This window comes from uncultured Desulfosarcina sp., from assembly GCF_963664155.2.
Lineage (GTDB): Bacteria > Desulfobacterota > Desulfobacteria > Desulfobacterales > Desulfosarcinaceae > Desulfosarcina.
On record NZ_CAXXXH010000001.1, the window covers coordinates 608794 to 629457 of the forward strand.

At 59.2% G+C, this 20664-nt stretch carries 19 protein-coding genes; 6 read left to right on the plus strand and 13 right to left on the minus strand.

Annotated elements, in window-relative coordinates:
• Nucleotides 1-8 precede the first annotated feature (8 nt).
• The 11 genes from murC to mraZ form a co-directional block, all read right to left on the minus strand.
• A complete protein-coding gene (murC, locus tag ACHZBS_RS02805) occupies nucleotides 9-1385 on the minus strand; it encodes a UDP-N-acetylmuramate--L-alanine ligase (RefSeq protein ID WP_319405011.1) in 1377 nt (458 codons plus the stop codon).
• Nucleotides 1376-2500: an undecaprenyldiphospho-muramoylpentapeptide beta-N-acetylglucosaminyltransferase gene (murG, locus tag ACHZBS_RS02810; protein ID WP_319405012.1), complete on the minus strand. Its 1125-nt coding sequence runs from the start codon at nucleotides 2498-2500 to the stop codon at nucleotides 1376-1378. Before murG ends, murC begins: the two co-directional genes overlap by 10 nt.
• Complete coding sequence (ftsW, locus tag ACHZBS_RS02815; RefSeq protein ID WP_319405013.1) at nucleotides 2487-3611, minus strand: putative lipid II flippase FtsW; 1125 nt, start codon at nucleotides 3609-3611, stop codon at nucleotides 2487-2489. The genes murG and ftsW overlap by 14 nt, the downstream gene beginning before the upstream one ends.
• The gene (gene murD / locus ACHZBS_RS02820) at nucleotides 3608-4969 is read right to left on the minus strand and encodes a UDP-N-acetylmuramoyl-L-alanine--D-glutamate ligase (protein ID WP_319405014.1); all 1362 of its coding nucleotides are present in this window, start codon (nucleotides 4967-4969) and stop codon (nucleotides 3608-3610) included. Before murD ends, ftsW begins: the two co-directional genes overlap by 4 nt.
• A 21-nt stretch (nucleotides 4970-4990) precedes the next feature.
• On the minus strand, nucleotides 4991-6070 hold the full coding sequence (gene mraY, locus ACHZBS_RS02825) for a phospho-N-acetylmuramoyl-pentapeptide-transferase (RefSeq protein WP_319405015.1): 1080 nt from the start codon (nucleotides 6068-6070) through the stop codon (nucleotides 4991-4993).
• Nucleotides 6071-6142: 72 nt separating this feature from the next.
• On the minus strand, nucleotides 6143-7558 hold the full coding sequence (gene murF, locus ACHZBS_RS02830) for a UDP-N-acetylmuramoyl-tripeptide--D-alanyl-D-alanine ligase (RefSeq protein WP_319405016.1): 1416 nt from the start codon (nucleotides 7556-7558) through the stop codon (nucleotides 6143-6145).
• A gap of 4 nt (nucleotides 7559-7562) precedes the next feature.
• Nucleotides 7563-9098, minus strand: a complete 1536-nt coding sequence (locus tag ACHZBS_RS02835; RefSeq protein WP_319405017.1) for a UDP-N-acetylmuramoyl-L-alanyl-D-glutamate--2,6-diaminopimelate ligase — start codon at nucleotides 9096-9098, stop codon at nucleotides 7563-7565.
• Entirely contained in the window at nucleotides 9095-10831 is a 1737-nt protein-coding gene (locus ACHZBS_RS02840; RefSeq protein WP_319405018.1) for a penicillin-binding protein 2, read from the minus strand. Before ACHZBS_RS02840 ends, ACHZBS_RS02835 begins: the two co-directional genes overlap by 4 nt.
• Nucleotides 10828-11190, minus strand: a complete 363-nt coding sequence (locus ACHZBS_RS02845; RefSeq protein WP_319405019.1) for a septum formation initiator family protein — start codon at nucleotides 11188-11190, stop codon at nucleotides 10828-10830. Before ACHZBS_RS02845 ends, ACHZBS_RS02840 begins: the two co-directional genes overlap by 4 nt.
• Nucleotides 11187-12125 carry a 16S rRNA (cytosine(1402)-N(4))-methyltransferase RsmH gene (gene rsmH / locus ACHZBS_RS02850; protein WP_319405020.1) on the minus strand — a complete coding sequence of 313 codons (939 nt, stop codon included), beginning with the start codon at nucleotides 12123-12125 and terminating at the stop codon, nucleotides 11187-11189. Before rsmH ends, ACHZBS_RS02845 begins: the two co-directional genes overlap by 4 nt.
• A 3-nt stretch (nucleotides 12126-12128) precedes the next feature.
• Nucleotides 12129-12575 (minus strand): division/cell wall cluster transcriptional repressor MraZ, encoded by a 447-nt coding sequence (gene mraZ, locus ACHZBS_RS02855; RefSeq protein ID WP_319405021.1) that lies wholly within the window; start codon nucleotides 12573-12575, stop codon nucleotides 12129-12131.
• A gap of 325 nt (nucleotides 12576-12900) precedes the next feature.
• Between mraZ and ACHZBS_RS02860 the strand changes: the two genes are divergently transcribed.
• The 5 genes from ACHZBS_RS02860 (at nucleotide 12901) to ACHZBS_RS02880 (ending at nucleotide 16815) form a co-directional block, all read left to right on the plus strand.
• On the plus strand, nucleotides 12901-13599 hold the full coding sequence (locus ACHZBS_RS02860) for an MBL fold metallo-hydrolase (protein ID WP_319405022.1): 699 nt from the start codon (nucleotides 12901-12903) through the stop codon (nucleotides 13597-13599).
• Between the two features lie 118 nt (nucleotides 13600-13717).
• Nucleotides 13718-14371 (plus strand): HD domain-containing protein, encoded by a 654-nt coding sequence (locus ACHZBS_RS02865; protein ID WP_319405023.1) that lies wholly within the window; start codon nucleotides 13718-13720, stop codon nucleotides 14369-14371.
• Between the two features lie 6 nt (nucleotides 14372-14377).
• The gene (locus tag ACHZBS_RS02870; RefSeq protein ID WP_319405024.1) at nucleotides 14378-15064 is read left to right on the plus strand and encodes a hypothetical protein; all 687 of its coding nucleotides are present in this window, start codon (nucleotides 14378-14380) and stop codon (nucleotides 15062-15064) included.
• Between the two features lie 96 nt (nucleotides 15065-15160).
• Nucleotides 15161-16411, plus strand: coding sequence for an IMP cyclohydrolase (locus ACHZBS_RS02875; protein ID WP_319405025.1), 1251 nt, complete (start codon nucleotides 15161-15163; stop codon nucleotides 16409-16411).
• Nucleotides 16412-16515: 104 nt separating this feature from the next.
• Entirely contained in the window at nucleotides 16516-16815 is a 300-nt protein-coding gene (locus ACHZBS_RS02880; RefSeq protein WP_319409056.1) for an HU family DNA-binding protein, read from the plus strand.
• Nucleotides 16816-16879: 64 nt separating this feature from the next.
• On the opposite strand, the gene ltaE is transcribed toward ACHZBS_RS02880, so the two are convergent.
• Together ltaE and hisD are read right to left on the minus strand one after the other, a co-directional pair.
• Nucleotides 16880-17917 carry a low-specificity L-threonine aldolase gene (gene ltaE, locus ACHZBS_RS02885; protein WP_319405026.1) on the minus strand — a complete coding sequence of 346 codons (1038 nt, stop codon included), beginning with the start codon at nucleotides 17915-17917 and terminating at the stop codon, nucleotides 16880-16882.
• Between the two features lie 8 nt (nucleotides 17918-17925).
• The gene (gene hisD, locus ACHZBS_RS02890) at nucleotides 17926-19236 is read right to left on the minus strand and encodes a histidinol dehydrogenase (protein ID WP_319405027.1); all 1311 of its coding nucleotides are present in this window, start codon (nucleotides 19234-19236) and stop codon (nucleotides 17926-17928) included.
• 286 nt (nucleotides 19237-19522) lie between these two features.
• Here hisD and serC point away from each other — a divergent pair, with 286 nt between their 5' ends.
• Complete coding sequence (gene serC / locus ACHZBS_RS02895) at nucleotides 19523-20611, plus strand: 3-phosphoserine/phosphohydroxythreonine transaminase (protein ID WP_319405028.1); 1089 nt, start codon at nucleotides 19523-19525, stop codon at nucleotides 20609-20611.
• Nucleotides 20612-20664: the final 53 nt, after the last annotated feature.

The window sequence follows — 20664 nt, forward strand, 5'->3', positions numbered from 1 at the left end:
CTCAGACATCAGCCTTCAGACATCCGTTCCAACACCATCTCTCCCACGCGATAAACATCGCCGGCACCTAAGGTCAGCAGTAAATCTCCGGGAGCCAGTGTTTCCTCGAGATGATCGGCGCAGGCCTCGAGACTGTTCAGGCAGATCACGTTCCGGTGTCCGTGTGCGCGGATGCAATCACCCAGCGCCTGGCCGCTCACCCCCGCGATGGGTTTTTCACTAGCTGCATAGATGGGCAGCACCACCAGCACATCGCTGTTGTTGAAGGAGCGGGTGAAATCCTCCAGCAGCGCCCGGGTGCGGGTGTATCGATGGGGCTGGAAGACGACCACTTTCCGGCGGTCCGGCCAGTTGTCTTTGACGGCCTCGAGCGTCACCTGGATCTCGGTGGGATGGTGGCCGTAGTCGTCGACAACGATAATACCCTTGACGTCACCCTTGATCTCCATGCGGCGCTGCACCCCTTCGGCCGTCTCCAGAGATCGCTTGATGGAGGAGAGCGGGATGTCCAACTCCAGGCCTACGGCGATGGCGGCCAGCGCGTTGGTTACATTGTGCATCCCCGGCATGGCCAGAACAAACTCGCCCAGGTTTTCGTCCCGATGAACCACCGTAAACCGACTTTTCATTTCACCGAAGCTGATGTTCCTTGCCTGGTAATCGGCCTGGGTGCTCCGCCCGTAGGTGGTCAACCGTTTCTTGATACGGGGGAGGAGGCCCTGGAGCGGTTCGCTGTCCAGGCAGAGCACGGCCAGGCCGTAAAAGGGAATCCGATCGATAAAATTGAGGAAGACGGTTTTGATTGCCTCCAGGTCCGCATAAAAGTCCATGTGCTCCCGGTCGATGTTGGTGACCACGGCAATGGCCGGAGAGAATTTGAGAAAAGAGCCGTCGCTCTCGTCGGCCTCGGCCACGATAAAGTCGCCCTGACCCAGCACCGCGTTGTGGCCGAGGCTCTTGAGCTTGCCGCCGATGACCACGGTCGGATCCAATCCCCCGCCGGCCAGTACGTTGGCCACCAGGGAGGTGGTGGAGGTCTTGCCATGGGCGCCGGCAATGGCCACGCTGTATTTAAGGCGCATCAGTTCGGCCAGCATCTCGGCCCGGGGTATGACCGGAATTGTTGCCTGCCTGGCGGCTGCCACTTCCGGATTATTGGTGTCGATGGCCGAAGAGGCCACCACCACGTCGGCACCGGCAATCTGCTCGGCCCGGTGGCCGATATGGATGATGCCGCCCAGCCTCGCCAGGTTGGCCGTAATATCCGAACCCTTGACGTCGGATCCAGAAACCCGGTAGCCCAGGTTGAGAAGCAGTTCGGCGATGCCGCTCATACCGATGCCGCCAACACCGACAAAATGGATATGATATTTTTTCAGATACATGGCTCGTTTCCCACCAGTTGATAGCAGTCGTCCACGATGGTTCGGGCCGCACCGGGTTTCCCTAAAACTGTGGAGCGGGATGCCATGGCCGCCAGCAGATCTGGCGCGCCGGCCAATGCGTCCAGACGCCGGGCCAGTTCCGCACCGGTGAGGTCCCGTTCGAGCATCATCTGAGCCGCTCCCTGGTCAACCAGGACTCTGGCGTTGAGTTCCTGATGATTGTCCGCCGCAAAGGGAAAGGGAATGAACAGGGCCACCTTACCCAGCGCGGTCAGTTCGGCCACCGTGGTGGCACCGGCCCGGCATACCACCAGATCCGCCCGGCCGTATCGCGATGCCATGTCATGGAAAAACGCTTTCACCTCTGCATCGATACCTGCGTTCTCATATGCATCGGCGACCTGAGCCCGATCCGCTTCACCGGTCTGGTGAACGATATGGATCTTCCGGTGCTGTCGAAGGCGAGGCAAGGCATCCATGACCGCCAGGTTAATGGCATGGGCCCCCTGGCTGCCGCCGACGATCAGGATCGTAAACGGTTTATCCTCCACCCTTTCAACGGTCGCCGTATCCAGTATCTCCCGCCGTACCGGATTCCCGCTGATGCACTTCTTTGCCGGGTTTATCTTCCCCCGGGTATTTTCAAAACTGACATAAATCCGTTTGGCTATCGGAAAGAGCATCCGATTGGTGATGCCGGGCACGGTATTCTGCTCGCACAGGACCACCGGAATGCTTTTTAACCAGGCGGCCAGGGCCACCGGTCCGGCGGCGTATCCGCCCACCCCGACAACCAGGTCTGCCTGCGCCTCGGCCAGGATGCCGGCCGAGCAGAACACGGCCCCGGGAATTTTCATGGCCGCCCGGGTCCTGGCCCACAATCCTCTGCCCTTGATCCCCTCGATGACGATGGTTCGATGGGGAAAGCCGGCCCGGGCAAGCGCGTCCCTTTCGAAGGGCCGACCGGCACCCACGAAGAGAATTCGGCTTTGCGGATTTCTCATGGCAAACTCGCTTGCCACGGCGATGCCGGGAAACAGGTGTCCTCCGGTGCCACCGCCGGCAACGACCACCTTGAGTGGCCGCCAGACGTTTTGGGGGTCAACAGCGTACATCCCGCGCTCCGATATTCATCATGATTCCCACCGCGGCCATGTTGATCAGCAGGCTCGTCCCGCCGTAACTGAGAAACGGAAGGGTCAATCCCTTGGTGGGCAGCAGTCCCAGGGCCACCCCCATGTTGATGCAGACCTGAAGGCCCAGGGTCACCGTGATGCCCATGGCCAGCAGGGAACCAAATCGGTCCTGGGCATGGCGGGCGATGCGGATACCCCGCATGAGCATGATACCGTAAAGCAGAATCACGATCATGACTCCGATGAGCCCCAGCTCTTCGCCCACTACGGAAAAGATGAAGTCCGTATGGGGTTCGGGAAGATAAAACAGTTTTTGGTACCCCTTGCCGATTCCCGCCCCGGTGATTCCTCCGGTGCCGAAAGCCATGAGCGAATGGACGATCTGGTATCCTTCGTCCGCCGGATATTGCCAGGGATCCAGAAAACTCATCAGCCGCTTGACCCGGTATTCGGCATGGGTCATGAACAGCCAGGCCATGGGCGCCAGCACCAAAACGACCGACAGCAGGTGGGTAATGCGGCACCCGCCGACAAAAAGCATGATCCAGGTCAAGGCGGCAAAAATCACTACCGATCCAAAATCGGGCTGAACCAGCAGCAACGCCGTGAAGAGGCCCAGAACCAGAAAATGGGGCAAAAAACCCACGTAAAAATCCCGCAGAAACTCATCCTTCTTGCTCATGGAGTATGCCATGTAAATGATCAGGGCCAGTCGGGCCAGTTCCGACGGCTGAAACCGAACCGATCCGAGTTGCAGCCATCGGGCGGATCCGCCGGCCGTCACGCCCAAGCCGGTAAAGGCCACCGCCACCAGCATCATGATGGCGACCGCCAGGATGGGGTAGACGAGCATCCGATACAGGCGGAACGGGATGTAACTGAAGGCCACCAGCACCACGATGCCGATCAGGGAGAACATGGCCTGTTTTTTTAAAAAGAAATAGCCGCTGCCAAATTTCTTGAGGGCCAGGGCGGAGCTGGCGCTGTAAACCATAACGATGCCCATGCCCACGAGCAGCAAAACGGGAAACAGCAGTCCCAGATCATAGACCACCGGTTGAACCCCGTTTCGTTTGACAGTCGTGCTCATCCCAGCCTTTCCACGATTTCCCGGAACCGGTTGCCCCGCTGCGCGTAGTTGGCGAACATGTCGAAACTGGCACAGGCCGGAGAGAGCAGTACGATCTCCCCCTCCATAGCCGCGCCGAATGCCTTTTCCACCGCCTCTTCCATGGATCCGGCCTCTATAATGCCCTTTTCGGGGTCTCCGGCCAGAGCGGTGACGATCTCGTCTTTGGCTTCCCCCATGGCCACCAGGGTCTTGACCCGACGGCGAACCTGGGATTTGAGTTGAGTGAAGTCACCCTTTTTGTTCTGCCCGCCCATGATCAGGATCACCGGATTGTCGAAGCACTCCAGCGCCCGGTTCACCGCATCCACATTGGTGGCCTTGGAGTCGTTGACAAAGCGCACTCCACGCACCCGCCCCACCGTTTCCAGACGGTGGGGGAGTCCCTGGAATTCGTCGATGGCCTGCTGGATACCCGCGTCCGAGGCTCCCTGCTCGCGGGCGGCCAGGCAGGCAGCAGCGGTATTTTCCCGGTTATGGGGACCGATGAGACCGGACTCGGACAGGGAAAAACTGCCGGTATGCCGGCCCGCTTCGATCAGCAGGATCCTATCCTTTAATATCTGGGCACCTTTTTCGATGACTCCATCCGAAAAGAGTTCCCGGCGGGCCCGGGGGGGGCGGTTTTTGATCAAGGCAGCCACGGTGGCATCCATGGCGTTGAGAACCGCCACATCGGTGGGCCTCTGGTTTTCGAATATTCGCCATTTGGAATCCGCATAAGCGCTAAACGTCGGATATCGGTCCAAATGGTCGTCGGTGATGTTGAGCATCACGGCGATATCCGGCCTGAAATCGATGGCGGTATCCAGTTGGAAACTGCTGATTTCGGCTACCACCACATCGACCCGAGCATGGGAGCGGTCCGCATACGCAATTAGCGGGGTGCCGATATTTCCTCCCACAAACACATTTTTACCGCTTTTTCTAAGCATGTTTCCCACCAGTTCGGTTGTCGTGGTTTTTCCATTGGTGCCGGTCACCGCCAGGATCGGTTCGGTAATATACCCGCATGCCAGTTCCACTTCCCCGATAACCGGAGTCCCTTTGGCCCAGGCCGATTCCAGCATCGGCAGGGTATGGGGCACACCGGGGCTGAGCACCACCAGATCGGCGGTTTCAAAATCTGTCGTATCATGCCCACCGAGCTTCAGTTCGACACCCAACCCGTCGAGGGCGGTAGCCGCGGTTTTCAGGGTTTCGGCCGGAGCACGGTCCGTCACCGTCACCCGGGCACCCCGGGCAGCGAGGAACCGGGCCGTTGCCACCCCGGACCGTCCCAGTCCCACCACCACGATACGTTTGTTTCGAACCCCCATGGGATGCATCCGTCTCCGCCGTTAACGCAGTTTCAAAGTGCTCATGGAAATAAGGGCCAGGGCGATGGCGATGATCCAGAATCGCACGATGACCTTCGGTTCCGGCCAGCCTTTCAATTCAAAATGGTGGTGAATGGGCGCCATCCGGAAAATACGACGGCCCTTGGTCATCTTGAAAAAACCCACCTGAAAAATCACGGACAGGGCCTCGATGACGAACAGCCCCCCCACCAGCGCCAGCAGGATCTCCTGTTTGGTAATCACAGCCACGATTCCCAGAGACGCCCCCATGGACAACGAGCCCACATCTCCCATGAACACCTGGGCCGGGTATGCGTTGAACCATAAGAATCCCAATCCGGCACCGGCCAGGGCGCCGCAATATACGGTGATTTCACCGCATCCCGCCACCGGGGTGATTTGCAAGTAATCGGCTATTCGCGCATGACCGGCCACATAGGCAAAAATCATATAGGTGACCGCGGCGATAATCACCGGCCCAATGGCCAGGCCGTCCAGACCGTCGGTCAGGTTCACGGCATTGGAGGCCCCTACGATGACCAGCGCGGCGAAAAAAATGTATCCCAATCCCGGATCCGGGGTCAGCCGCTTGAAAAAAGGCACACTGAGTTTCGTTGAAAACTCGGGCACCATGTATGCCAGCAGGCCCACCAACAATGCCAGCAGTACCTGAAGAAGCAGCTTCTGGCGGGCCGTGAGGCCCAGGCTGCGCTTTTTCACCTGCATCAGGTAATCGTCTGCAAACCCGATGGCCCCGAACCCCAGGGTCCCCAGCAGGGCGATCCACACGTAGCGGTTGGTCAGATCGGTCCACAGCAGGGTTGAACCGACCATCGCAAAGATGATCAGCACGCCGCCCATGGTGGGTGTCCCGGCCTTTTTCAAGTGGTCCTTGGGTCCGTCCTCCCGGATGTACTGCCCCACCTGCATCATGGAGAGGCGCCGGATCACCCAGGGCCCCATCAGGAAGCAGATCAGAAAGGCCGTCAGGCTGGCGTAGATGGTCCGGAAGGTGATGTACCGGAACACGTTGAAGGCTGCAAAGGTCGTATGCAGCGGATATAGCAGGTGATAGATCATCTGTCGGGATCGCGCCTCTGTGTTTCGGTTTGTCGATTTGCCAATCTCATCATATTTTTAGGAATCCCGTCATCATTGGGCATCCGCCCAGCGGACGACAGCCTCGACCACCTCTTCCATGGCCATGCCGCGGGACCCTTTCACCAGTATCAGGTCGCCGGTTTGAAGCTGGTGGTTCAACTGCTCGATAATCGCGGCCTTGGTGCCGCAAAAAATCCGGTCCGCCGTCATATTCCGATCCATGGCGCCGTCGGCCACAGCGGTGGCAAAACTGCCGGCGACATACAGCCGATCAAGCCGTGCATCACCCGCCGCCCAGCCGATCTCCCGATGCAGGGCCGGCGATTGCGGTCCCAATTCCAGCATGTCACCGAGTACGGCAATGGTTCGACGGCCGCCGGGCAGTGACGCCAGGGTCTCGATGGCCGCAGCCATGGAGCCGGGGTTGGCGTTGTAAGTATCGTCCACCAGACAGATGTCACCGCCCAGCATCCGGATGCCCATGCGCCCGGTCTGGGGGGAGAAGGATTCCAGCCCCGCCTGGATAAGGTCCAAAGGCACTCCCATGACTTCGCCGGCAGCAGCCGCAGCCAGGGCGTTGGATACCATCACCCGCGCCGGGGTGGCCAGGGTCACCGGCAGGCGGCCCGACGGGGTGACCAGCGTAAAGGCCATGCCGGCTTCGGTCAGATGGACATCGTCGGCCCGGACCTGCGCCTGCTCCGTGCTGCCGAAGAAAACCACCGAACGATCTGTGCGGCCGGCCAACGCAGCGACCCGCGCATCGTCGGCATTGAGAATGGCCGTGCCGCCGGGGCGAAGGGTATGCAGCAATTCTCCCTTGGCCCGGGCGACGTTGTCGATAGTTCCCAGCCCTTCCAGGTGGGCCGGCCCCACGTTGGTGATCACGCCTAGGTCCGGCTCGCAGATGCGACCCAGACGGGTGATTTCACCGGCGTGGTTCATGCCCAGCTCCAGTATGGCGACCTTGTGTTCCGGTGTCAGCCGGAAGAGCGTCAGGGGCAGACCGATATGGTTGTTCAGGTTGCCGCTGGTGCTCAGGGTCGCGAACGTTTGGGAAATCACCTGGTCCACGAGGATGCGGGTGGACGTTTTGCCGTTGGACCCGGTAATCGCCAGGACCTGGAGACTGCCCCGATTGCGGTTGAAGCGGGCCAATGCACCCAGGGCCCGGATGGTGTCGGTCACCGCGATACAGACAATGCCGCCGGCAGCCATTCGCGCCATGGGCATGTTGACCACCTGGTTGTCGGCCACCACCACCCCCTTGACGCCGCGATCCAGTACGTCACCCACAAAGCGGTGCCCGTCGTGGGATTCACCGGCAACGGCCACAAACAGGTACTCCGGATCGATCGTGCGGGAATCGATACCGATACCGGTAAAAGCGATGTCCGCCGATCCTGAAATCCGGGATCCGCCGGTGGCCGTCAGTACCTGTTCGGTGGTCCACCCAAATGGCCTCATGGTGTCATGCTCCGGCCTCGTTCAGGGCCTCCAGGACCTGACGGGCCACTTCCCGGTCGTCAAAATGAATAGTTTCGCCGGCCAGGATCTGATAGGTTTCGTGTCCTTTGCCGGCAATCAGCACGGCATCGCCTGACCGGGCCGCCGCAATGGCCGCCGCAATGGCTGCCCGCCGGTCCGGTTCCACCAGATAGCCTTTGCCCAGCCACCGGGCCTTAAACCCATCAGCCTCCAGGCGGCGGGTGCAGACCTTCCGGACCCCTGCTTCGACCTGGGCAATGATGGATAGCGGGTCCTCCGATCGGGGGTTGTCCGAGGTCACCACGGTAAGGTCGCTGAGCCGGGCGGCAATTTCCCCCATGACCGGTCGTTTGGTGCGATCCCGATCCCCGCCGCATCCGAAAACGGTGATCAGGCGTCCCTCCGTAAGGTTCCGCAGGGCCGTAATGGCGTTTTCCAGCGCATCCGGCTTGTGGGAATAATCCACGAAAACATACCGCTCCCCTCCTTCGAGGATCCGCTCCAGTCGTCCCGGTACACAACCGGTGGCGTCGATACCCGCGGCAATCGCCGACGTCGGAATCCCCAGCGCCAGTGCCGCACCGGCGGCGCTGAGAATGTTCTCAAGGTTAAAATCCCCCACCAGAGGCGAGGCGAAGGGAATCTGGCCATCCCTCGTGGCGATGCTGCCACGAATGCCCGTCAGATCACGGACCACGCCCAGTGGAACAATGTCTCCTTCACCGTAGACAGCGGTGCGCAGGGTTCTGGCTCCCAGGGTCTCGGCCAGTTCTCTACCTCTGGGATCGTCCGTATTAACCACGGCGCGAACCGGATTGTCGCCGTCCACCGGTTTAAGATAGTCGCTGAACAGCTTTTTTTTGCTGAGCCAATAGCGCTCCATGGTGCCATGATGGTCCAGGTGGTCATGTGACAGATTGGTGAAAACCGCCACATCGTATCGGCAACCGTCCACGCGATGCAGGTCCAGGGAATGGGAAGAGACCTCCATGACTGCATGGGTGGTCCCACTGTCCGTCATTTTCCGGAGGATCTCCTGAAGCTCAAGGGATTCGGGTGTGGTAACCGGATTGGTGAATACCTTTCCGGCATAGCGAAAGTTGATGGTCCCCACCACGCCCGGCCGATAACCGGCCTTCTCCAGAATCCGCTCCAGGAGATACGTGACAGTGGTCTTTCCGCTGGTGCCGGTCACCCCCACCAGCGTCATCCGGTCTGCCGGCTGGCCGTAAAACCGGCAGGACAACTGAGCCAGCGCCGCGCGGGGATCCACCACACGAATCACCACCGCATCGGCGACCACCGGTCTGCCGCAGACCACGGCTACCGCCCCCTGCTTCACGGCATCCGGAATAAAACGATGCCCGTCTGCAGCAAATCCCTCGATGGCCACAAACACGGCTCCCGGGGTCACCTTGCGCGAGTCGTAACAAATGGCCGTCACATCCGGATCCGCATCCAGGCGGACACCGGTGCCCGCTTCGACGCTCAGTTGATCTGTCAGCCATGAAAGCTTCATCCGTTGGCCCTGTTTCCCCGGGAAACCCGCAGTCGATCGGCGTCGGGTCCCGGCGGGATATTGAGATAGCTCAAGGTTTCCAGTGCGATCTGGCGGAAGGCGGGGGCCGCCACGATACCGCCGTATGCCTTTGCCTTGGGTTCGTCCAAAATCACCAGGATGACCAGTTCCGGTTGATCCGCCGGGGCAAGGCCCACAAAGGAGGATAAATACCGTCCCTTGGCGTAGGTGCCGCTGCTATTGATCTTCTGGGCGGTGCCGGTTTTGCCGCACACGGAGTACCCCTCCAGAGCCGCATTCACTCCGGTGCCGCCTTCGGTGATCACGGTTTTAAGAATCCGTCGCACCGTGGCGGCAGAATGGGAGGAGATCACCCGACGCACAGGCTCGGGAGAAAAACGTTTCACCGTATTTCCGTTCCGGTCCGTAATCTCTTTGACCAGCATCGGTTTCATGAGCAGACCATCGTTGGCAATGGCCGATGCCGCCGCAATTAGCTGGATCGCCGACACCGAGATGCCCTGCCCGAATGAGATGGCCCCCGCATCGATGGCGGACCAGGACTTGAACGGGCTCAGGCTGCCGGCGGTTTCACCGGGACAGGCAATGCCGGAACGCCGGCCGAAGCCGAAAGCGCTCAAGTAATCGTAAAGCTGTCGGGGTCCCAGCCTTTCAGCCATTTTTACCGAACCGATGTTGCTCGAATATTTGACGATCTGCTGCAATGACAGCCACCCGTGGGACTTGGTGTCATGAATGGTGTTCCTGCCGATGCGATACTCCCCGTTTTCGCAGAAGAAGATGGTGGACGGTGAACAAACGCCACTGTCGATGGCCGCCGCCACGCTGAAGATCTTCATGGTGGAACCGGGCTCGAAGGGGTCGGTGATCGCCCGGTTTCGCCACAACTCCCGTTCAAACGTTCCGTAGCTGTTGGGGTTGAAAAAAGGATAGTGCGCCAGGGCAAGCACCTCACCGGTAGCCGGCGCCATGACAATGGCAATGCCTGACTGGGCCGCATACTCGGTTACGGACGCCTCCAGGGCTTTCTGGGCAATGTGCTGGATGGTGCTATCGATGGTCAGCACCACATTGTTTCCCCCGGTCAGGGTTGCCGGCATCCCGGCCCCCTCAAACCGACGCCCCAGGGCATCCTTGAGAATGGTGATCTCCTGTTCCCCGCCCTTCAACGTGGCATCAAAATAGAACTCCATCCCTTCCAGGCCGTGGCCGTCGATGCCGGAAAACCCCACCAACTGGGCAGCCAGCGTCTTGTTGGGATAGTAGCGGCTATGTTCGGTGATAAAGTCGATCCCTTTGATTCCCAGCGTCTGGACCGCTTCGGCCTGACGAGGCGTGGCCTGGCGCTTGAGCCACACGAAGGAGCGTGCGGGATCCAGCTTCTTGTAGACTTCCCGTTGCGGCTGGGTCAGGGCACGGGCCAGCTGTTTGGCAGCCGCCTGGCGATCCGCTATCTGGCGGGGATAGGCGGCCACGGACGGACTGTCGATGCTCACGGCCAGTGGGCTGCCGTTGCGATCGGTGATGGCACCGCGCTTGCCCTGAACCACCATGGCCCGTTCGTACTCCCGGGAGGCCCGCTCGGACAGCCAGGCGCCCTCGAATACATGCAGCCGGACCGCCTGACCACTGATGGCAAGAAGGGCCATCAGAAAAAACACCCCGACGATTCCGGTCCGCAGTCGTGTCCGTATGGTTGCCTTCGTTGTCATGGCAGTATCATCGTCTGTTGCGCATCCGGCATGACCAGTCCCAACCGTGTCCGGGCAATGGTTTCGATCCGCTCCGGCGATTTGAGCCGGGCCAATTCTATTCTCAGGGTATTCCGCTCTTTGAGCAATTCCTGGTGCCGTCTATTTTCACTGTCGATGCCGTATCCGGCATTAACGCACTGGACCCGGCACCAGGCGTAAAACAGCGCTTCCACGAAAAACAGGACCATCAAAACGATCCAGAGGCCGGTCATGGTCTTTCTGGGCGGCTGCAACTTCCGATTACGGGTACTGTCCTGCCCGCCGCTCCGCCTGTTTTCCGTGCGGGGGTGAACCGTATTCATCGCGCCGGCCATCATAGCGCTTCCACGGCTCTCAACCGCGTGCTGCGCGCCATGGGGTTTTCCCTGATTTCAGCATCGGTGGGCCGAAGCACCTTGCGCGTGAGCAGCCGCACTTTTGCCCGACGTCCACAGACACAGTGGGGGAACGCTGGCGGGCACGTGCATGGATGCTCCAAGGCACGGAACCGATGTTTGACGATCCGGTCTTCCAGGGAATGGAATGAGAGCACACACAATCGACCTCCCGGATTGAGCAGGTCCACGGCCGTTTCCAGAAATCGGTCCAGAACTTCCAGCTCCCGGTTCACGGCAATACGCAGGGCCATGAATACCCGGGTGGCAGGATGGATCTTCTGTTTGCGCGCCGCGCTGGCAGGAACCGCTTCCGACACCAGGCGGGCCAGTTGACCGCTGGTTGTCACCGGCTGAGCCTTGCGATGCTTGACCAGGTGCCGGGCGATACGTACGGCCCAGCGCTCTTCACCGTAACGACTGAACGTCTGTGCCAGCTCCCGTTCATCCATGGATGCCACCAGATCGGCCGCGGTAACGTCAAACCGCACATCCATGCGCATATCCAGGGGTTCTTCCCGGTTAAAACTGAATCCGCGGCCGCTGGCCTCGATCTGATGAAGGGAAAGCCCGAGGTCAATGAGAATGCCGTCTACGGCACCGATGCCCAGTTGAGAAAGAAACGACGGCAGGTCCTCAAAATTGCCGTGAACGATATGGATCCGGCGTTCATCGGCGGGAAGGACCCTGCGGGCGTGGTCAATGGCATCCGGGTCCTGGTCAATACCGATAAAGACCCCGCCGGGGCCAATTTGCTCACAGATTCGCCGGGCGTGCCCTGCGCCGCCGAGTGTGCCGTCAACGATGATCTTGCCCGGCCGGCAAGCCAGCATGTCCACCGCTTCTTGGAGCATGGCGGTGACATGGTAGTCGGACATGGACTAAATCCCCAGTTGGGCGATCTCGCGCCGCACCTGGTCGTCGCTCAAGTCCTTTTCCATCAATTCGTTTTCCTGGTCCCAGTTTTCCCGCGACCAGATCTCAAAACGGGCTGTCACGCCGACCAGGACGATTTCCTTGTCCAGTTTGGAATACTGCTTCAGAAAGGGCGGAATCAGTACGCGTCCCTGGGCGTCACATTTGCAATCGTGGGCCCCGCCGATAAATGTGCGTTGAAACCGACGCATGGCCTCGCTTTTTTCGGGTAGATCGAGTATTTTCTGTTCCAGTTTGCCCCATTGGTCGTGGGTGTATGCAAAAAGGCAGCGATCCATGCGGGTGATCATGATGCTGTCGATACCGCTGGCTTTGATCACATCCCGAAACCGTGCCGGAATGATAATCCGCCCTTTTGGGTCAATGGTATGAAAGGAGCTTCCCCGAAACATTTTTCACCAATATTATCCACTTTGATCCACTATCTTTGGATAAAAGTACAAAATTCATGATCTGTCAAGCGAAAAGTCTTTTTATGATATAAAATTTTACTAATAATTTTTGAAAGTTAAACACAAATAAACCCACCCGTCAATGAGGTGGAGCAAAGTGGATCAAATTTGAGAGATTGGTCCGCCATGGCGGCCGCCACCCGAGCATTGGCCCACAGACGGCTGAAGACGCTTTTTTTGTTGCCTGGACCCTCAGTTTAATATATCGATATCAATGCAGAAACCATGTCTTGTCCGGCATAAACCCACGACGGAAAACCGACAATTGAAGATCAAGCAATTTTTTTACGGCGGCGACAATCTGGGATATCTGCTGCATTCCGGCTCCCGTGCGCTGGCCATCGACGGCGGGGCCGTGGATGACATCATGGCCTACGTCCGGGAGAACGGCCTGAGACTGTCAACGGTCACCAACACCCACGGCCATGGCGACCATACCTCCGGCACCCGGCAACTGGCGAAAGCGGCTGGGGCGGTTTACCTTGACCATCGCCGGCTGACCGAGGGCCAAGCCATCGGCCTTGACGGCGAAACGGTTACCGTCCGCCTGACGCCGGGACACACCATGGATTCAGTAATTTTTGCCACCGATACTTTTCTGATCACCGGCGACACCCTGTTCAACGGAACGGTGGGCAATTGCTTCTCGGGAGACCTGAAGGCCTTCTACCGGTCCATCCTTCTGCTCCTGGGCTACCCCGGATCCATTCGCATTTATGCCGGCCACGATTACGTAGCGGCATCATTGGCCTTTGCCCGACATTTGACCCCGGATAACCGGGCCATCGATGCCTACGCCGCTCGCTATGATAAGAGCCACGTGGTTTCCACCCTGGACGACGAACGGGCCGTCAACCCCTACCTGCGGTTCAACGATCCGGAAATCATCCGCCTGCTGGAATCAAGAGGCTTGCCGACAGACACTGAATACCAGCGGTGGGAAGGAGTCATGTCCCTCGAATGAGACGAGCAGAAAAATCGATGACCGATCGTCAAGCGATACCGGCGGTTTTGAAAAAAAACCGGGTGACCCGTCTGGCCGAATTTACCCGGAACACGCCCGTTCCGACACCGCACGAATCATGACCGGTTCAACGGACCCCCTTCTGTCCAGCATCCGAAAACAGGCCCGGACACATTTCTCACAGGCGAAGGGGAGCCACGACTGGGACCATACCCTGAGGGTGCTCCGGCTTTGCCGACGCATTGGTGCGGCCGAAGGGGCCGACCTGCTGGTGACGGAAGCCGCCGCCTACCTTCACGACATCGGCCGCGGGCACCAGGACCGGGCCAACGGCAATCTCTGCCACGCGGAGAAAGGCGCCGCCATGGCCCGGGAGCTGCTTAAGGCCTACCCGCTGGCCGACGACCGCCGGGAAAACATCATTCACTGCATCGCCGCCCACCGGTTTCGCCGCGGCGATCCCCCCCGGACCCTGGAGGCCAGCGTGCTGTTCGATGCGGACAAACTGGATGCCATCGGTGCCGTGGGGGTGGCCCGGGCCTTTCTGTTTGCCGGAGAACTGGGTGCCCGGCTGCACAGCCCGGAGGTAGACGTAGCCCGGGCGCCGGCCTATTCCGTCGACGACACGGGATATCGGGAATATGTGGTAAAACTATCCAGGATCCGGGACCGTATACTTACCGTCACAGGCCGGCGTCTGGCAGATGAACGGCACCGGTTCATGACCGTTTTTTTCGACCGGTTTTTAGAGGAGTACAAAGGAGAAAGGTAAAGCGACATGGCAATGAACAGGGTAGAGAAAATTGACGACCGGGTCAGCGTGAACCATGCGCTGATCAGCGTTTCCGACAAAAACGGGCTGGAAACCTTCGTCCCCCGACTGCTGGCAATCAACCCGGACGTCCGGATCTTTTCCACCGGCGGAACCTTTGCCCGGCTGCGGGAAATCCTGGGAAACCGGGCAGACAGCTGTCTCACTCAGGTGGCTGACTATACCGGCCAGCCGGAGACCCAGGGAGGGCTGGTAAAAACCCTGGATTTCAAGATTTACCTGGGTCTTCTCACCGAAACCTACAACGACGCCCACCATTCCGATCTTAAACGTACCGGGGCTGTGCCCATCGACATGGTGGTGGTGAACCTCTACCCGTTCAAGGAGACCATCGCCAGGGCCGGCGTCACGCCCGAGCAGGCCCGCGGCAACATCGACATCGGCGGACCCTGCATGATCCGGGCCTCGGCCAAGAACTTCATCCGGGTGGCATCGGTGGTGGATCCCGGCGACTACGGGGAGATCGCCGACGAAATGTCCGCCGGCAGGGGGAGCATCGCCCTGGCCCTGCGCTACCGGTTGGCCTGCAAGGCCTTCGCCCATACCGCCGCCTACGATGCGGCCATTGCCGGATATCTGGCCGACACCGCTTATACGGCAGTTGAGAAAGAATACCAACTGCAGAACCGTTGAGTTCGTTGGATTCGTGGGGTTTGTTGAGTTCGTTGGGTTCCTTCGACCCCTTGAACCCATGGACCCTTGGACCCATGTAAACCAAGGAGAATTGCCATGGCTGAAGATCTGAAAAAAATGTACCGCACCATCATGGACGACCACTTTCCCCCGAAAATGGAGATCAGCTTTGTGGACCAGGACCGCCGGCAGACCCTGTTCTACGAAAAGGTCACCTGGACCATCGATGCTGTCCAAAAGGGGCTGCGCTATGGGGAAAACCCCGGCCAGGAGGCGGCCCTGTACCGCATGGTCAACGGCAACCTCGTGCTCGGCGAGACCGAGACCATCCAACCCGGCCGATACCTGGCATCGGACATCGATCTGCTCCAGTCCGGCAAGCACCCGGGCAAAACCAACCTCACCGATGCAGACAACGCTCTCAATATCCTGAGGTACTTCACGGACCGGCCCACCGCGGTGATCGTCAAGCATAACAACCCCTGCGGCGTTGCCCAGGCCGAGATGCTGGAGCAGGCCTACGTCAAGGCCAACCTCGCGGATCGGGTGGCGGCCTTCGGCGGCTGCATTGCCGTGAACCGGAGCGTGGACATCGCTTCCGCAGAAGCCATTTGCAGTCAGTATGCCGAAGTGGTGGTGGCACCGGATTTCGAAGAGGGAGTGATGGATATCTTCTCCCGGAAGAAAAATCTGCGGGTCATACGTATCGGCAACATCAGCAGGCTTCAGGAATTCGTAGGCAAACGCTGCGTCGAATTCAAGAGCCTCATCGACGGCGGGATCATCGCCCAATGGTCGTTTGTTCCCCAGGCACGATCCCGGGCTGACCTGAAGCCGGCCCGGTGCGAGGCCAACGGAAAAATCTATCAGACCAACCGGATGCCTACCGACCGGGAGGCCGAGGACCTGTTGTTCGGCTGGCTGGTGGAGTCGGGCGTCACGTCCAATTCAATCCTCTACGTCAAAGACCTGATTACCGTGGGCATCGGCACCGGCGAGCAGGACAGGGTCGGCGTGGCGGAAATCGCCCGTGACAAGGCCTACCGCAAACTGGCCGACCGCTATTGCTTCGAAGCCTGGCAGACGGCTTACAACGACCTGAAAGATCCGGATCGCAAAGCCGAGATCGACGCCCGCGTGTCCGCCGAAAAGGGTGGACTCATCGGGGCATCCATGGTCAGCGACGCGTTCTTTCCTTTCCGGGACGGCGTGGATGTGGGTATCCGTGAAGGTATCACCGCGGTGGTTCAGCCCGGCGGGTCGAACAATGACTACCAGTCTATCGAGGCGTGCAATGAGTCCAATGTGGCCATGGTCTATACCGGACAGCGAAGTTTCAAGCACTGAAGCCCCATTTCTTCCCCCAAACCCTTGTTTCATGCGGTTTCGCTGTTGACACGGTTAAAAATTTGCTGTAATGCCAAAAATTAAGGATTAATTATTAGGTTCCTATTTCACACCCATCAAAGGAGGAAACGATGACAAAAGCTGAATTAGTTGAGAAAATGGCAGAAGACTCAGGCATCACCAAAGTCGCCGCTGCCGCCGCGCTGGATTCATTTACCGCCAACGTCGCCAAAGCCTTGAAGAAAAAGGACGGGAAAGTGACTTTGGTGGGTTTCGGAACCTTCATGAAAGTGCGCCGCAAAGCCCGCAAGGGACGCAATCCGCAGACCGGTGAAGTAATCAAGATCAAGGCCGCCAACGTCGTGAAGTTCAAACCGGGAAAGAAATTGAGAGACGCCGTTTAATTTCCCGACCCATCGATTTTTTAAGGCAGCCTGCCGGGTTCAACTTAACCGGCAGGCCGCCTTTTTATTGTTTCATGACCCGGCTGAATACCGCCAGCGCCCGCTGCACATCGTCCGCGGTCACGTGGTAATTGAGCACCGCCCGCATCTGGTCCCTTGCGGTGGGCAGCACACGCACCCCTTGAGCGCCCAGTTGCGCCACCATCGTCGGCGCATCCAGCCCCTTTTTGACCACGCGGAAGTAAACGATATTGGTAGCAATGGCGTCTGGATCGATCCGCACCCCCGGTATTTCCGCCAAGCCCGATGCCAGTGCCTTGGCGTTGGCGTGGTCCTCGGCCAGCCGGTCCACCATCTCGGTCAAGGCAACGATGCCGGCCGCAGCGATGATGCCTGCCTGCCGCATGCCGCCCCCCACTGATTTGCGCACTCTTCTCGCCCGGGCGATGAACGATTCACTCCCGCAGACCACCGATCCCACCGGTGCAGCCAACCCCTTGCTCAGGCAGAAGGTCAGCGAATCTGCCGGCGCGGCCAATTGGGCGACATCCACACCCAAAGCCACCGCCGCGTTGAAGATGCGGGCACCGTCGATATGAAGCTTCAATCCATGCCGTTTGACCAGCCGGTCCACCGCCGCCATATATGCCGGTGTCAGCGGGGTGCCGCTGCAGCGATTGTGGGTGTTTTCCAGAATGACCAACCGCGACCGCGGAAAATGGATATCATCGGGGCGGACGGCCGCTTCGATCCTCTCCAGGGCAATGGTGCCGTCCATGTCGTTGGGAAGGGTCCGCGGATGGATGCCACCCAGGGCGGACGCCCCGCCCTGTTCGTAGAAAAACACATGGGACTGGTCTCCCAGGATCGTCTCGTCGCCCCGACCGCAGTGGGTCAGCTGTGACACCAGGTTGCCCATGGTGCCTGACCCAACCAGCAAGGCGGCGGGTTTTCCGACCCGGCGGGCCGCTATTTCTTCCAGCCGGTTGACGGTGGGGTCTTCCTTAAATACATCGTCCCCCACCTCGGCCTCTGCCATGGCTTTTCTCATGGCCGGGGTGGGCCGGGTGATGGTGTCCGATCTCAGATCAATAATGTCCATGGGTGGTGTTATCCTTTGGTTTTGGAAAGGCGAACCTGGATCGCATTGGCGTGAGCGCCGAGCCCTTCAACCGTAGCCAGGCAGATGATATCATGGGCCTCTTTCCTGAATGCCGCCGGCGAATAGCGGATCAGGCTCGTTTTTTTCATGAAGTGGTCCACCGACAGGGCTGAAGAAAATCGCGCCGTGCCGGCGGTCGGCAGTACATGATTGGGGCCGGCCACATAGTCCCCCACCGGTTCAGGCGTATAGGGTCCCAGAAAAATCGCGCCGGCATTGCGGATCCTCGGCGCTACATCCATGGGCTCGGCCACTTGAAGTTCCAGGTGCTCGGGGGCAATGCGATTGGCCAGGTCGATGGCAACGTCCAGATTCTCCACAACCATGATGGCGCCGAACGCAGCCAGGCTCTGTCGGGCAATATCGGCACGCCCCAGAGCCTCCAGCTGATTTTCAACAGCCGCGCCTGCCAACTGGGCCAGTTCTGCAGAATCGGTGACGAGGATGGCCGATGCCAGGGGATCGTGCTCCGCCTGACTGAGAAGATCGGCGGCGATGAATTCCGGATCCGCCGTCCCATCGGCGACAACCAGGATTTCGCTGGGCCCGGCGATCATATCGATGCCCACTTCCCCGGCGACGATCTTCTTGGCCAGGGTGACGAAAATATTTCCGGGCCCCACGATAACGTTGACTTTGGGTATGGACTGGGTGCCGTATGCCAGAGCACCGATGGCCCAGGCACTGCCCACTTTGTAGACGGCATCCACGCCGACCTTTTTGGCGGCCACGAGAAGATGGGGGGCGACTTCCCCGGAGGGCATGGGCGGGGTGACCATCACCACATTTGGCACGCCGGCGATTTTGGCCGGTATGGCGCCCATAAGCACGGAAGAGACCAACGGGGTATTGCCGCCCTTGCCGCCCGGCACATAAATACCGGCGGCATCGACCGGGTTGACCATCTGCCCCAGAAGCGTACCGGGTCGTCGGGTGTCGATCCACGATCTGGGAAGCTGTTGACGGTGAAAACGTTCGATCTGCGCCGCGGCCCGGTTCAGCGCCCGTATGAACGCCCGGTCCACCTGTTTGCCGGCCGTTGTCATTTCAGCAGGTGTGACCGCCAGCGCCTCGATGGACATGTGAGGTGCATCGAACGCCTGACAGTATCGGATAAGGGCGTTGTCACCATTCCGCTTGACGTCGTTGAGGATCCGGGTGACGGCCTGAACGTCGGATTTCCTGAAATCGATATCCCGGCCAATAATGGTCTTCATTTTTTTATCAGCAGCAGCGGACGGATAGCGCAGGATTTTCATGGAATCGTTTCCTTTCTATCGAAGTTGTCCTCCTTTATTGTGGATTCAACGGGTTTGTCAATAGAAGCGGGGAATGGCGCAACCCGGTTATCCAATTGAGGTTCCCGCTTCACCGTCTTCAGGCGTCGACGGAATGCTTGCTGAACTGCAATCATTATATAATTGATGATACGAGTTGACAGATGGGTTACTATCTGTAGAAATATAAGGCCGATTGACCGGTGTCGTCTGAAAATTCGTCTCGGCACCGGCCCCCCCGACACATTCCAAATGGAGGTTATTTACGATGAAAGCGGACAGAATCCATAATTTCAACGCCGGACCGGCAGCCTTGCCCCTGCCGGTATTGGAAGAAATCCAGGAATCCTTTCTCAACTTCGCCGGCTCCGGCATGTCGGTCACTGAAATCAGCCACCGGTCGAAATGGTTTGACGATGTGATCAATGACGCCGTGGAGCGGGTCAAGCGGATTCTCAACCTTGACTCCCGCTTCAGCGTTCTTTTTCTCCAGGGCGGCGCCAGCATGCAATTCTGCATGGTTCCCATGAACCTGCTGGGCGCCGGCGATTCCGCCGACTACGTCAACACCGGCACGTGGTCGACAAAAGCCATCAAAGAAGCCACCATCCTGGGTAAATCCATCAACGTGGTGGCCTCTTCCGAGGACCGCAACTTTTCCTATATCCCCCGGTCAATCGCTTTCAACGCCGATGCGGTCTATGCCCATATCACCTCCAACAACACCATCAAGGGGACCCAGTGGGCGCAGTTTCCGGAGACCGGCGGCGTCCCCATCGTATCGGATATGAGTTCGGACATCTTCTCCAGACCGCTGGAGATGGAAAAATTCGGGCTGATCTATGCCGGCGCACAAAAGAACATGGGGCCGTCCGGCGTATGCCTGGCGATCATCAGGGACGATCTGCTGTCCCGCACCCCCGGAGACATCCCTACCATGCTGCGCTACACCACCTACGCCGAGAAGAACTCCATGTACAACACCCCGCCGTGCTTCGCCATCTACATGGTTCAACTGGTGCTCAAATGGCTGGAAGAAACCATTGGCGGACTGGACAAAATGGCGGCGTTGAACCGCAAAAAGGCCGGCCTGCTTTACGACACCATTGACCAAAGCGGCTTTTACCAGGGAACGGCGGAAAAGGGCAGCCGCTCGCTCATGAACGTCACCTTTCGCCTGCCCGGCGAAGATCTGGAAAAAACATTCGTGGCCGAGGCCATGAAAAACGGTATGGGCGGCTTAAAAGGCCACCGCAGTGTGGGCGGATGCCGGGCTTCCATTTACAATCCGACGCCGTTGGCAGCCGTCGAGGCGCTGGTTGATTTCATGAACGCATTTGAACGCAAGCACGGATAAAGATCCTGGCCCGAAAATCTTTTTCGCCCATTGGGATGGATTGGATTTTCGGG